This window comes from Streptomyces sp. EDA2-14, from assembly GCF_054963755.1.
This window is the reverse complement of record NZ_JBUEGE010000001.1, coordinates 1,277,578-1,290,957: the sequence shown is the minus strand read 5'-3', so window position 1 is coordinate 1,290,957 and position 13,380 is coordinate 1,277,578. Positions and strand designations below refer to the sequence as shown.

14 protein-coding genes are annotated in these 13,380 nt (G+C 71.3%); 6 read left to right on the top strand and 8 right to left on the bottom strand.

Annotated features, from left to right (window positions below; translation table 11 throughout):
* Positions 1-12 precede the first annotated feature (12 nt).
* The 5 genes from ACY34M_RS05805 to ACY34M_RS05785 form a co-directional block, all read right to left on the bottom strand.
* Positions 13-1,101, bottom strand: a complete 1,089-nt coding sequence (locus ACY34M_RS05805; RefSeq protein WP_462718841.1) for an aminotransferase class V-fold PLP-dependent enzyme — start codon at positions 1,099-1,101, stop codon at positions 13-15.
* 90 nt (positions 1,102-1,191) lie between these two features.
* Positions 1,192-1,908: a DsbA family oxidoreductase gene (locus tag ACY34M_RS05800; protein WP_462718840.1), complete on the bottom strand. Its 717-nt coding sequence runs from the start codon at positions 1,906-1,908 to the stop codon at positions 1,192-1,194.
* A gap of 80 nt (positions 1,909-1,988) precedes the next feature.
* Positions 1,989-2,462, bottom strand: coding sequence for an N-acetyltransferase family protein (locus ACY34M_RS05795; RefSeq protein ID WP_462718839.1), 474 nt, complete (start codon positions 2,460-2,462; stop codon positions 1,989-1,991).
* 55 nt (positions 2,463-2,517) lie between these two features.
* Complete coding sequence (locus tag ACY34M_RS05790) at positions 2,518-3,126, bottom strand: DUF1349 domain-containing protein (protein ID WP_462718838.1); 609 nt, start codon at positions 3,124-3,126, stop codon at positions 2,518-2,520.
* Between the two features lie 35 nt (positions 3,127-3,161).
* On the bottom strand, positions 3,162-4,694 hold the full coding sequence (locus ACY34M_RS05785) for an aldehyde dehydrogenase (NADP(+)) (RefSeq protein WP_462718837.1): 1,533 nt from the start codon (positions 4,692-4,694) through the stop codon (positions 3,162-3,164).
* A gap of 130 nt (positions 4,695-4,824) precedes the next feature.
* Here ACY34M_RS05785 and ACY34M_RS05780 point away from each other — a divergent pair, with 130 nt between their 5' ends.
* The 5 genes from ACY34M_RS05780 to ACY34M_RS05760 all read left to right on the top strand — a co-directional run bounded on the left by ACY34M_RS05780 (position 4,825) and on the right by ACY34M_RS05760 (position 9,478).
* Positions 4,825-5,607 carry an IclR family transcriptional regulator gene (locus tag ACY34M_RS05780; protein WP_462718836.1) on the top strand — a complete coding sequence of 261 codons (783 nt, stop codon included), beginning with the start codon at positions 4,825-4,827 and terminating at the stop codon, positions 5,605-5,607.
* 148 nt (positions 5,608-5,755) lie between these two features.
* Positions 5,756-7,216 (top strand): peptidoglycan D,D-transpeptidase FtsI family protein, encoded by a 1,461-nt coding sequence (locus tag ACY34M_RS05775; protein WP_462718835.1) that lies wholly within the window; start codon positions 5,756-5,758, stop codon positions 7,214-7,216.
* 135 nt (positions 7,217-7,351) lie between these two features.
* Positions 7,352-7,939 (top strand): SigE family RNA polymerase sigma factor, encoded by a 588-nt coding sequence (locus ACY34M_RS05770; RefSeq protein ID WP_462718834.1) that lies wholly within the window; start codon positions 7,352-7,354, stop codon positions 7,937-7,939.
* Complete coding sequence (locus ACY34M_RS05765) at positions 7,936-8,604, top strand: hypothetical protein (protein ID WP_462718833.1); 669 nt, start codon at positions 7,936-7,938, stop codon at positions 8,602-8,604. Before ACY34M_RS05770 ends, ACY34M_RS05765 begins: the two co-directional genes overlap by 4 nt.
* Positions 8,605-8,650: 46 nt before the next feature.
* A complete protein-coding gene (locus ACY34M_RS05760; protein WP_462718832.1) occupies positions 8,651-9,478 on the top strand; it encodes a pectate lyase in 828 nt (275 codons plus the stop codon).
* Between the two features lie 62 nt (positions 9,479-9,540).
* Here ACY34M_RS05760 and ACY34M_RS05755 read toward each other — a convergent pair whose 3' ends face one another.
* Positions 9,541-10,335: an HAD family acid phosphatase gene (locus ACY34M_RS05755; protein ID WP_462718831.1), complete on the bottom strand. Its 795-nt coding sequence runs from the start codon at positions 10,333-10,335 to the stop codon at positions 9,541-9,543.
* Positions 10,336-10,581: 246 nt separating this feature from the next.
* Here ACY34M_RS05755 and ACY34M_RS05750 point away from each other — a divergent pair, with 246 nt between their 5' ends.
* The gene (locus ACY34M_RS05750) at positions 10,582-10,812 is read left to right on the top strand and encodes a hypothetical protein (protein ID WP_462718830.1); all 231 of its coding nucleotides are present in this window, start codon (positions 10,582-10,584) and stop codon (positions 10,810-10,812) included.
* Between the two features lie 9 nt (positions 10,813-10,821).
* Here the strand turns inward: ACY34M_RS05750 and ACY34M_RS05745 are convergent, their stop codons facing one another.
* Entirely contained in the window at positions 10,822-11,919 is a 1,098-nt protein-coding gene (locus ACY34M_RS05745; RefSeq protein ID WP_462718829.1) for a pectinesterase family protein, read from the bottom strand.
* A gap of 128 nt (positions 11,920-12,047) precedes the next feature.
* A complete protein-coding gene (locus ACY34M_RS05740) occupies positions 12,048-13,367 on the bottom strand; it encodes a pectate lyase family protein (protein ID WP_462718828.1) in 1,320 nt (439 codons plus the stop codon).
* Positions 13,368-13,380: the final 13 nt, after the last annotated feature.

Below are 13,380 nucleotides of genomic sequence, written 5' to 3'. Positions count from 1 at the left end.
GCCGGCCGGACTTCAGCCGGAGAGCGCGTCGAGGAGGCGGTCGACGTCCGCGGCCGTGTTGTACAGGTGGAACGACGCCCGCAGGTTCCCCGCCCTGTTGGAGAGTTCGAGGCCGGCGCGCTGCAACTCCGGCTGGCGTACGCCGAGTCCGGGGACGGACACGATCGGGGAGCCGGGCGAGGCGACCGGCTCGTGGCCCAGCTCGGCGACGCCCGCGCGGAAGCGGTCCGCGAGCGCGAGGTCGTGGGCGCGGATGGCCTCCGGTCCCAGCTCCTCGATCACGGCGAGGGACTGGCGTGCCCCGGTGTACGCGACGAGGCCCTGGGTCTCGTCGAAGCGGCGGGCGGAGCGGGCGGGTTCGGTGACGGGGCCGTAGCAGCTGTCCCAGGGGTTCTCGCCCGAGACCCAGCCGCCGAAGACGGGCGTGAGCGCGTCGAAGCCCTCGGGGTCGGCCGGTCCGACGAAGAAGACGGCACCGCGCGGGCAGGTCAGCCACTTGAAGGCGACGGAGGCCAGATAGTCGGCTTCGGCGGCGAGCGCGGCGACCGGGTACCAGCCGGCCGCCTGCGACACGTCGACGTAAAGCCGCGCGCCGTGCGTCCGTGTGGCGGCGCGCAGTGCGGGCACGTCGGCCACCCTGCCGTCGGCGGACTGGGCAGCGCTGACCGCGACGAGCGCGGTGCCGGGGCGTACGGCGTCGGGGAGCGCGTCGAGCGGCACGGCGCGGACCTTGAGGTCGCCGCGTACGTGGAAGGGGTTGACGGTGGAGCTGAAGTCGCCCTCCGCGGTGAGGACTTCGGCCCCGGCGGGCAGCGACGCGGCGATGAGGCCGCTGTAGACGGCGACGGAGCCGCCGGTCGCGACCCGGCCGACGGGGACGCCCGCGATCCGGGCGAACGCCGCGCGCGCCTCCTCGACGTCGGCGAAGAGCGAGTCGGGCGACCGGCCCTCGGTCATGTCGGCGATCGCGGCCCGCATCGCGTCGGCGGCCCGTACCGGGAGCAGTCCGGAGCTCGCGGTGTTCAGGTAGGTGGTGGCGGGGGTGTACTGCGCGCGGACGAGGGCCGCGTCGAGGACCTGGTGCTCACCGGATGTCTGCATGGCACCACTGTGCCCCGCCGCCAACTACCCGTCCATTGCGCATATTTGCGCAGTAGACCTAAGCAACGCTTATGCGTGCAGGTCGGCGGATCAGGCCTGCGGGACCGCGCAGCCGTCGGGGCCGCAGGCGTCGCCGCCGTCCGCGCCGTCGATGACGGTGAGCGGGGAGCGCTCGCCCCACGCCTGGGTGAGCGCCTGCGTGAAGACCTCGGCGGGCTGGGCGCCGGAGACCCCGTACTTGCGGTCGAGGACGAAGAACGGCACGCCGTTGGCGCCGAGCTCGGCGGCCTCGCGCTCGTCGGCGCGCACCGCGTCCGCGTACGCGTCGGGGTCGGCGAGCACGGCTCGCACCTCGGTCTCGTCGAGTCCCGCCTCGACGGCGAGCCGCACGACGGCCTCCTGGTCGCCGAAGACGGAGGACTCCTCGGCGAAGTTTCCCCGGTACAGGGCGTCGATCATGGCGTCCTGGACGCCCTTGTCGAGGGCGAGGTGGAGTAGGCGGTGCAGGTCGAAGCTGTTGCCGAAGTCGCGGCCCGCGGTGAGGTACGGCAGGCCGAGGGCTTCGGCCTGCTGCCCGAGGCCCTGCTCGTTGGCGGCGGCCTGCTCCTCGCTGATGCCGTACTTCTTGGCGATGTACGGCACGACGAGCCCGGTCTCGCCGGGCTTGGCCTGCGGGTCGAGCTCGAAGGACCGGTGCACGACCTCGACCTCGTCCTTGTGCGCGAACCCGGCCAGTGCCTGCTCGAAGCGGGCCTTGCCGATGTAGCAGAAGGGGCAGTTGATGTCGGTCCAGATCTCGACGCGCATGGGGTGTTCTCGCTCCAGCTGGGGGTGTACGGGGGCGGGGGTGCCCGGCCCGTCCCCGTACAACCGGATGCGGCCTCCGGTCATTCCCCGCGCAGGGTGAGCCGCATCCGGTGGTGCGTCCCGCCGGCGGCCTCGATGCCCTCGTCGACCCAGCCGTGCCGCGCGTAGAACGCCCGGGCGCGGGTGTTGTCGCCGTGCACGATGAGGTGGACCTCCGCGACGCCGTCGGCCGCCCACTGCTCGGCGCAGGCCGCGTGCAGCTCGGAACCGATGCCGCGGCGCCAGTGCTCGGGGTCCACCTGGAGCTGGTAGAGGACGACGGTGTCTGCGGGTGCCTGTTCGGGCCGCCGGAAGGAGGCCAGCCCGACGACGACGCCGTCCCGGACGCAGACCAGGACGTGCCCGCGCGGCCGGGCTATGGCCTGCGTCCAGCGCTCGACCCACTGCTGCGGGTCGTCGTCCTCCGGGATTCCTTCGGGGTAGTACGTGGCGCGGGCCCTGCGGTGCAGGGCCGCGAGGGTGGGGGCGTCGGCGGCTACGGCGGTACGGATCATGATCCGAAGGACGCACGACGGGCCCGGCGGGTTTCGCGCACACGGGCGGTGATGATCATGAGCCGTCCTTCAGTCCCTTCGGCCACGTCGTCCGGTACTCGATGTGGTCGTACGTGACCACACAGCCCTCCCCCACCGGGGACTGGGCGAGGAAGCCGACCAGGGCCGAGGCGGCGGACTTCTCGTCGCCCAGGGAGAAGATGCGCACGAAGGTCCACCGCTCGCCGTCGGTCGACGCGTGGAAGGCGAAGGCGGAGCCGGTGCGGCTGATCCGCAGCCACACCGAGGAGCCCGGCACCACGAAGGCGTTCGCGTCGTCGGAGTGGCCGCGCGTGACGACCGTGCAGACGGTCGGCTCGTCCGGGGACCGCTCGAAGCAGAGCTTCGCCCACTCCCGGTCGCCCACGTGCAGATAGAGCACGCCCGCGTCGAAGGCGGCGGCGAAGCCGACGGTGACGCGGGCGATCAGCTGGAAGTCGCCGTCCGGGGTCCCGAGCAGGCGCGGCGCGTCCGATGCGGGTTCGAGCGCGGCCCCGGTCGGCGGCACGAAGCGGTCCTGGCGGGGCCCCGCCCACCCGGTGAGCACCCCGTCCTCGTACGACCAGTGGCCGTCCGGTCCGTAGGTGCGCAACGGGAAGGGCAGGGGCGGTATTTCGAGGTCCATGACCCCAGTCTTCCAGTTGGCCGGTACCCGGTTCGTCAGTTCTCCAGGCGGCCGTTGAAGCGGCGCGGCAGGCCCAGCGGGTTGTCGTCGCGCAGCTCCTGCGGCAGCAGCGCCTCCGGCGTCGTCTGGTACGAGACCGGGCGCAGCCAGCGCTCGATCGCCGTGCCGCCCACGGACGTGGACGTGGAGGTCGTCGCCGGGTACGGGCCGCCGTGGTGCTGGGCGGGGGCGACGGCGACACCGGTCGGCCAGCCGTTGACCAGGACGCGGCCCGCGATCGGGGTCAGCTCCGCGAGGATCTCGGCGCCGCGGCCCTCACCCGCGGCCTCGCCCGAGGACAGCTGGACCGTCGCCGTGAGGTTGCCGGGCAGGCGGGAGAGGACGGCCGTGATCTCGTCGGCCGACTCGTAGCGCGCGACGACGGTCACCGGGCCGAAGCACTCCTCCAGGAGCAGGTCGTGCGCCCCGCCCTCGACGGCGAGCCGGGTGGCCGGGACCGTGAGGAAGCCGGGCGCGACCGTGTGCTCGCCGCCCGCGCCGGGGGTCACCGGGGCGTCGACGTCCGGGAGCTCGGCGCGCTGGGCGACGCCCGCGACGAAGTTGTCGCGCATGCGGTGGTCGAGCAGGACGCCGGCCTCGGTGTCGCTGACGGCGGCCGTGAGGGACTTGACGAGGCTGTCACCCGCCTCCCCCTTCGGCGCGAAGACGAGACCGGGCTTCACGCAGAACTGGCCGACGCCGAGCGTCATGGAGCCGGCGAGGCCGGTGCCGATCTGCTCGGGGCGCTCGGTGGCCGCGGCCTCGGTGATGACGACCGGGTTCAGGGAGCCCAGCTCGCCGTGGAACGGGATCGGGTTCGGCCGGGCCGCGGCGGCGTCGAAGAGCGCCCGCCCGCCGCGTACGGAACCGGTGAAGCCGGCCGCGGAGACCAGCGGGTGCTTGACCAGCTCGACGCCCGCGTCGAAGCCGTGCACGAGGCCGAGCACGCCCTCCGGGATGCCGTGCTCGGCGGCGGCCCTGCGGATGGTGGCGGCGACCAGCTCGGAGGTGGCCGGGTGGTCGGGGTGCGCCTTGACGACGACCGGGCAGCCGGCCGCGAGGGCGCTCGACGTGTCGCCGCCGGGCACGGAGAAGGCGAACGGGAAGTTCGAGGCGGCGTAGACCGCGACGACGCCCAGCGGGATCTTGTAGCGGCGCAGGTCCGGGATGGGCGGCGTCGCCGTGTCGTCGGGGTGGTCGATGACGACGCCGAGGAAGGCGCCCTCGTCGACGATGTCGGCGAACTTGCGCAGCTGGAAGCAGCTGCGGGCGAGCTCGCCCGTGAGCCGGACCGGGCCGAGCGCGGTCTCCGCGTCCGCCGCCTCGACGAGGTGGTCCTTGGCCTCTTCGAGGCGGTCGGCCGCGGTGCGCAGGAACGCGGCGCGGACGGCGCGGTCGACGAGCGCGGCACGGGCGCCCTCGGCGGCGCGGACCGCCTCGTCCACCTCCTGGGCCGTGGCCTCGACCGCGACCTGTTCCCGCTGCTTCCCGGTTCGCGGGTCGACGCTCCAGACTGGTGTTGCTGCCACGGCGAATTCCTCCAGCTTTTCTCGCCGCTCACCAGGTGAGCGGCGAGGATCGTTCGATATACTGAACGCTGTCTCTGATGATGAACTACTCTCCGAGACTATTTCTCGTCGAACGAAGGGGTCAAGGGCGATGTCGGCAGACGAGACGGGGGCCGCGGCAGGCGGCGGACAGGTCAAGTCGGCGGTGCGGACCGTGGAGTTGCTCGAGTACTTCGCGGGCCGCCCCGGAATGCACTCCCTGGCCGCGGTCCAGGAGGCCGTGGGCTACCCGAAGTCCAGCCTCTACATGCTGCTGCGCACGCTCGTGGACCTCGGCTGGGTCGAGACGGACGCGACCGGCACGCGGTACGGCATCGGCGTCCGCGCCCTGCTCGTCGGCACTTCGTACATCGACGGGGACGAGGTCGTGGCGGCGGCCCGCCCCACCCTCGACCGGCTCTCCGACGACACGACGGAGACGATCCACCTGGCCCGGCTCGACGGCACGAACGTCGTGTACCTCGCCACCCGCCAGTCGCAGCACTACCTGCGCCCCTTCACCCGCGTCGGCCGCCGGCTGCCCGCGCACTCCACGTCGCTGGGCAAGGCGTTGCTCGCCACCCACACCGACGAGCAGGTCCGCAAGCTGCTGCCCCAGACGCTGCCCTCGCTGACCGAGAACACGATCACGGACCGCGAGAAGCTCATCGAGGAGCTGCACCAGATCCGGGAGCAGGGCTTCGCGGTCGACCGCGAGGAGAACACGCTGGGCCTGCGCTGCTTCGGCGTGGCGATCCCCTACCGCACCCCGGCCCGCGACGCGATCTCCTGCTCCGTCCCGGTGGCCCGCCTCACGCCCGCCCACGAGCAGATGGTCAAGGACGCGCTGTTCGACGCCCGGGACCGGTTGACCCTGGCGACCCGTCGGCTCTGAGAATCAAGCCCCGCCGGCGATTGAGGCGCGGGGCCCGGGGCAGAGCCCCGCGACCGCAACGCCGGTGCCGCGTCCCCATATGAACGTACGGTGAGAAAACGCACTGGCAGGAACGAATCGCGCCGGTCCACTCGTCTTTTCGTACGCAATGAACAAGACGATCAGGCGCGCCTCCGTCTTCACGCTGCTCCTCGTGTTCGCCCTGCTGGTCAGGGCGACCTGGGTGCAGTTCTACGACGGGCAGGCCCTCGCCAACAGCGACAACAACCGGCGGAAGACGATCTCGCAGTACGCGAATCCGCTCGGGGACATCATCGTGGGCGGAAAGGCGGTGACCGGCTCTGCGAAGGCGGGCGGCTCCAGCGACCTGAAGTACAAGCGGACCTACACGGACGGTTCGCTGTACTCGGCGGTGACCGGCTACACCTCGCAGGTGTACGGCGCCACCCAGCTCGAGGGGATCTACCAGAGTGTGCTGGACGGCACCGACACCCAGCTGAAGAACCCGCTGAACACGCTCACCGGCAAGGCCACCAGCCCCGGTGACGTGATCACGACGGTCGAACCGGGTGTGCAGAAGGCCGCGTACAGCGCGCTCGGCGACAAGAAGGGCGCCGCGGTCGCCATCGACCCGGACACCGGCAGGGTCCTCGGCATGGTGTCGACGCCGTCGTTCGACCCGTCGAAGATCAGCGGCTCGGGCTCCTCGGACGCAGCGGCGTGGCGGCAGCTCGCCAAGGACAAGGACTCGCCGACCACGAACCGGGCACTCAAGCAGGCGCTGCCGCCCGGCTCCACGTTCAAGCTGGTGGTCGCCGCGGCGGCGCTGGAGAACGGCCTGTACTCGTCGATCGACGAGAAGACCGACTCCCCGAACCCGTACAAGATGCCGGGCACCACCACGTACCTGAGGAACGAGAGCGCGTCCGCGCCCTGTGAGAACGCCACGATCCGGACGGCGCTGCAGTACTCCTGCAACAACGTCTTCGGCAAGCTGGCGGTCGACCTCGGCAAGGGCAAGGTCAAGGCGATGGCCGAGAAGTTCGGCTTCAACGACTCCAAGCAGGACGTGCCCGTGCGGGCCGCCAAGAGCAACTACCCGTCGAAGATGGACGAGGCACAGACGGCCCTGTCCGGCATCGGCCAGTTCGACGTGACGGCGACGCCGCTGCAGATCGCGATGGTCTCCGCGACGATCGCCAACGGCGGCGAGCAGTCGTCCCCGCACATGGTGTCGCAGGTGACGGACGCGGACGGCGACGCGATCAAGTCGTTCGCGGACGACGACAACACCCGGGTGGTCAGCGAGCGGACCGCCACGCAGTTGCAGTCCGCGATGCAGACCGTGGTCTCCGAGGGCACCGGTACGAACGCGAAGATCTCCGGCGCGACGGTCGGCGGCAAGACGGGTACGGCGCAGCACGGAGAGAACAACAGCCAGACCCCGTACGCCTGGTTCACCTCGTACGCGAAGGACGACTCGACCGGCAAGAAGGTCGCCGTGGCGGTGCTCGTCGAGCAGTCGAACGCGGCCCGCTCCGAGGTCAGCGGCAACGGCCTGGCGGCGCCGATCGCCAAGGCCATGATGGAGGCGGCGCTGAAGAGCTGATCAACGGCTGACGCCTCGTCAATTACGCACGCACCGAAGGGTGTCCGATACCACGGACACCCTTCGGTGCGTCGTACGCAACGCTGGTACGCTCACGCATCCCCCATCGGGCCGCCACTGTGAGGGAGGGAATGTGTGAGCACGGTCGTGGACACCGGGGACGACTCCTCCTCCGCCGAGTTTCATGCCTTCTTCGAACGGCACCACTGCGAACTCGCCCGCCTCGCGCACCTGTTGACGGGTGAGGCGGATGCCGCCGACGATCTCGCGGCGGACGCCCTGCTCGCCCTCTGGCACCGCTGGGACCGGGTGCGGGCCGCCGAGCATCCGGTGGCGTACGCGCGCGGCGTCGTCGCCAACCTGGCGCGCACCCGGATCCGCAGCGCGGTGCGCGAGCGGCGCCGCGTGGCCCTCTTCTGGTCGGGACGGCAGGACCGCACCGAGGGCCCCGACGTGCCCGCGGTCGTCGACGTGCAGGACGCGCTGCGCGAACTCCCCTTCCGCAAGCGGGCCTGCGTGGTGCTGCGGCACGCCTTCGACCTGTCCGAGAAGGACACCGCGCTCACCCTCGGCGTCTCGGTCGGTACGGTGAAGAGCCAGACGTCGAAGGGGCTTGCCGAGCTGGAGCGCCGGCTCGGTCACAGTGAGCACGGCGGCCGGACGGCCGGGCACGTGCGGTCGGTGGGCGCCGCACTCGACGCCACGGAAGGGGGGCGTGGATGAGCGAGGAGCACCTGCGGCAGCGGCTGCGGGACGCCGCCGACGCGCACCGTCCCGACCGTGGGCGGATGCTCGCCCGCGTCGAGCGGGGCATGCACGAGCGGCCCGCCGCGGACGGGCCCGAGCGGCGGCCCGCGGTGGGCTGGGGCCGGATCGTCGCGGTCACCGCGGGCGTCGCGGGGGCGCTCGCCGTGGGCGGCTTCACGGTCGGCGGGGCGCTGCGCCCCGACCCGGCGCCGCGTCAGCAGCAGGTCGCCGTGTCCCCGGCCGCGACGCCGGACGCGCACAGGCCGCTGTGGGCGGACGGTTCGGTGGACCCCGGCTCCAACGACTACTGGGCGCAGTCCAACGTCACGTTCAAGACGGAACGCCAACTGCGCGCACTGACCGTCGAGTTGCGGATCGCGCAGACCGGGCGGGTCGCCAGCACCGGCCACTGGCGCTCGCTGCCCGCCGCCGACTTCACGGAGTCCGTCACCGAGCGGGACGGGTTCCTCGTGTACCGGTGGACGCTGCGGCCGGGTCGTACGGTGCCGGTGGGCGAGCACGTCTTCGCCGGGCAGTACAACCACGCCGAGGGCGGCCGGGACGCGGGGGCCGACCGGTACACCGTCACCGGACGGACCACCGACGGTCAACGGGCTTCCGTGAGCGGGGATTTCGCGTAGCCCTCGGAGGCGGCAACCCTTTTCCGGGCGGCGACCACTGAGGGGCATGACCAACACATCACGACACGCACATCGCCGCCGCACCACCCGTCGCAGAGCCCTGCTCGGCGGGCTCGGGGCGCTCACGCTGACCGGGGCCGCGCTCGCGACGAGCGGCATGCTCGGAACGGCGGGGGCCGCGTCCGCCTGGCCGTCGGCCACCGGCACCAAGGCCGTCAGCAGCACGATCTCCGTCTCCGGCACGTACGACGGCGGGTACAAGCGCTTCTACGGCTCCGGGGACCTCGGCGGCGACGGACAGGACGAGGGCCAGGACCCGATCTTCAACCTCGCCGACGGCGCCACCCTCAAGAACGTCATCATCGGCTCCCCCGCCGCCGACGGCGTGCACTGCGCGGGCAGCTGCACGCTGCAGAACGTGTGGTGGGAGGACGTCGGCGAGGACGCCGCCACCTTCAAGGGCAAGTCGACGTCGTCCGTGTACACGGTGTACGGGGGCGGCGCGAAGAAGGCCGACGACAAGGTGTTCCAGTTCAACGGCGCCGGCAAGCTCGTCGTCACCAAGTTCCAGGTCTCCGACTTCGGCAAGCTGGTCCGCTCCTGCGGCAACTGCTCGACCCAGTACAAGAACCGCAGCATCACCATCAACGACGTCGACGTGACGGCGCCGGGCAAGTCGATCGTCGGCATCAACTCGAACTACGGCGACACGGCGGCCCTGCGCAATGTGCGCATCCACGGCGACAGCAGCAAGAAGATCAAGCCGTGCGTCCGGTACGAGGGCAACAGCACCGGCGCCGAGCCCAAGGAACTGGGCAGCGGCCCCGACGGCACGTACTGCCGGTACACCGCGTCGGACCTGACGTACGACTGAGCGGGGGCCGGGAGCGTGGTCACGCCGACGACCACGCTCCCGGAAGGGGCACCGGCCCGGTGTCACTCCACGAAGTACGTCGGGTTCGGGAGCTTGTACGTCCGGTTCGCGTAGCCGCCCTGGAGGTCCGACTCCTGGTCGCCGAAGTTGCCGACGATGTCGTAGCCGAGGGACTCGATGTGCTTCCGCGTCCCCGACTTGTACTGCACGGTGGTGCAGTTCCAGGCGGCGGCCGTGGCGCAGTCCGACAGGTAGGCGGGCGGGTCGGTCTTGTCCTTGAGGAAGACGTGGCCCTTGTCGAGGTTCACGTCGATGCCGACCTTCTTCAGGTTCTCCACGGCGGCGGAGCGCTGCGCCTCGCCGAGCCCGGAGTTGTAGAAGACCTCGACGCCCTTGGACTCGGCGTACCGGATGAGCGCGGGCGTGCCGAAGACGGCAGGGCGGTTCGCCCTGCCCACGTACTCCTTCCAACTGGCGTCGTTGTAGACGTAGTTGGTCTTCTTCTCGTAGTCGAGGCTGAGCAGCAGGGTGTCGTCGATGTCGAAGACGATCGCGGGCCTGTCGCCCTTGCCGTGGTGCTGCCGCGCGGCGGCGGCGATCTGCCGCTTCGCGCCCTTCTCGATACGGGCGAGGTCCTGCGCGTACGGGCTGTCGGGCGAGGCCTGCCAGACGCCGTCGGCGTCCTGCTTCGCGCCGTAGTAGGAGTCGATCTCCTTCATGAGCAGGCCGATGTTGTGCGGCTCGGCGGTGGTCTTCTCGTTCGCTCCGCCCGCGTCGGCGGAGCCCGCGGTGACGACGCCGGCGAGTACGAGGGAAGCGACCGTCGCTGTGGCGGCGGCGATGTGGCGCTTGCGCATCGGTGACCTGATCCATTTCTGGCCGTGACGGCTGTGGCAGCCGTCGGGGACGGGGGACTCTGTGCAGGTGGATGCATGTCTACGCGCATCACATGAGCCCCGCGACCGGCTTTACCCGATCGATACCGACAGCGAAATGGCCGCACTATTGCTCCGGCATGGCGCTGTGTTGACCATGCCTTGAAATACGCCCTTCTAGTGTCGAAGGAAGCGCTCGACCCACAGAATGCAGGCCCCATCGTGACCGTGACCCCGACGAGCCTCCTTCCCCTCGCCGCCGGCGACCGTGCCACCTCCCCGGTCCTCCTCGGCTTCTTCGCCGTGGGTGGGGTCGTCGCCATTTCTGCCGGACTGAGCTGGGCCTTCGACCTCCGCGGCATGGCCCCCGTCGGCTACCTCCGCGTCCTGGGCGCCGCGCTGACCCTCGCGGGCCTGGTGCTGCTGTTCGTCACCTACGCGCTCTGGCACCTCGGCTGACCGGAGGACTCACGCCCACGGCCGCCAGTCCCCCAGATACGCCTCGCGCGTGTGCGAGGCCGCCTGCTCCGCGGTGAGTTGCGGGCGGTTGGCGGGCGTCGGCCGCCCGGCGCCTGGGCCGGTGTTGCGGTACTCGGCGAACCGCTGCTCCTGCCACGGGAAGCTGTCCGACATGTTGGCGTAGGGCGCGGCCGCGTCGATGCCCCGGCCGAGCCGCGACTCACGGACGACGAGCGCCGGCCTGGCCGTCGTGTCGGAGCTGGGCACCCAGGGGCGGGCCAGCTTGTAGTACGCGGCCGGGGCGGTGGAGTCGATCCGGCCCCGGACGACCAGGAAACCGCGCGGGTTGGCGCCCGCCGTGGACGGCGCGAACACGAAGCCGTACGGCGCCGAGGCCAGGTCGGTGCGGTCCAGCGTCCGGAAGCGGCAGCGCTCGAAGACCGCCGTGCCGCGCCCGAAGACGAAGTCGACGTCGCCCTCGACGCAGCAGTCGTGGAAGTACTGCCGGGCGAAGGCGGTGAGCGCCGTCGAGTCCGCGTAGAGGGTGTCCTGGTGACCGAGGAAGCGGCACGTGAGGAACGCCGAGCGGTCCCCCGTCACCTTGACCGCCACCGCCTGCGTACCGGAGATCCCCGGATGGTCCGCGCGCAGCCAGTCGTTGGCGAAGGTGAGGTGCCGCGCGGTGAATCCGTCGGGGCGCAGGGTGACGGTGGCGCTGCCCGTCGTGCCGTACGTGCCCGAGCCGTCGGGCTTCGGGGTGCCGGCGGCGTTGTCGTACACGATGACGGTGTCGCGGGGGTCTCCGGAGGCGCCGATCCAGGTCAGATCGGTGGCCGTGGCCGGGACGTTCACCGTTTCCCGGTAGGTGCCGGGGGCGATGACCAGGGTGTGGCCGGGGCCGGTGACCGCGTTCACCGCGGCCTGCACGGTGGTGACGTCGCCCTCGCCGTGGGGGTGGACGTAGAGCGTCCGCCGGGTCAGGCGGGTTCGGGGAGAGCCGTAGCGGCCGAAGGGGTCACGTGTGGCGTGGGCTGGGGTGGTGGTGGCGGTCAGCGCAAGTGCCGTGCCGACGAGGAAGGTTCGTCTGGCGAGGCGTGTTGACTGCATGGTGCGGCTCCTGGAGAAGAGGCCGGCGACTGGGCGCACGTCGCGGGGCTGGGCCCCGGACCCCGCGCCGCACTCGCCGGCGGGGCTTGATCTGACTCAATTGCCGCCGATGAGGGCCAGAATGCGGACTATCCGAGCCGGTCCGGGCCCGCGCCCTTCTTCACCACCCGCGGCACCGACTTCACCGGGTCCACATGGCGTCGCAGCGTCGGCTTCCAGCCCGCTCCCTCGCGGAGCGGAGTGTCCGCGTGGGCGGTGTTGTACGCGGCGACGAGGTCGACCCGCTTGCCGTTGACCTGGTTGTCGACGGCTGTCAGGGGATAGTCGTTCCAGCGGTGCAGGACCGATCCGGCGCCGACCCCCTCGGCCAGCGTGAACGCGTTCTTCTCCGCGTAGAGCTGCGACTCGAAGCCGATGCCGAACGAGTACGCGTAGTCGGCGGCGCCCACGTATGAGTTGTTGTAGACGTCGACCTGCCCGAACCGGACGCGCGGGGCCCGCTCGACGAGGTTCTTGAAGAGGTTGTGGTGCAGGGTCACGCGCAGCTTGCCGCGGTCCGTGGCGGCCGCGCCGTCGCTGTTGCCGATCATCAGGGTCTTGTCGTGGTCGGCGAAGACGTTCCAGGAGGCGGTCACGAGGTCGGCGCCCTTGACGATGTCGAGCTCGCCGTCGTGCTGCTGGTAGATGCGGCCGTAGTAGCTGGGCAGCGTGGAGTCCGGGTGGTCGCCGTCGGTGAACTCGTTGTGGTCGAGCCAGACGTGCGTCGAGTTGTAGACGACGGCCGCGTCGTACTCGGAGTTCCAGTTGCCGGTGTCGCCGTCCGTCGGGTCCCACTGCGGGAAGCAGTCGAGCGGGGACTCCAGGGTGAGGCCGCGGACGATGACGTTGTCGACGCCGTTGATCTGGAGGCTGCCGCCGACGATGCCGGGGTTCTTGCCCACGCCGATGATCGTGGTGTTGGCGGGCACGTTCGCCTTGATGGCCTTGGCCTGCGCGGAGGCCGACGCGGCGCGCAGGTCCTCCTGCTCGCCGCTGACCTCCTTGTCGTAGCCCCAGGTGGCGGGGTCGTAGTCGGCGAGGTACTGGTCGAAGTCGTAGCCTTCGGCGGCGAATTCGGCGCAGGTGGAGCCGTCCGCGTCGAGCGTGCCCTTGATTTTGACGATCTTGGGCGCGGTGCCGCCTTCGGCGAAGGCGGCCTTCAACTCGGCCCAGGTGGTGACGGTGTAGACGTGCGCGGCGTCGGCGGCGGCGCCGCCCGTGGTGCCGGTGGTGGCCGAGCCCCAGCCGTCGCCCTCGGCGAGGGTCTGCCGGGCGGTGTCGTGGCCGCGGCTCTCGGCGGCGCCCGCGGTGCCGACCGTGCCGGTGACGCCCAGGACGACGGCGGTGCAGCCGGCGACCGCCGCGGCGACGGCCGCGCGTCGGTGCTGGCTCTTCCTGAGTGGTCTCACTGTTCTGCTCCTC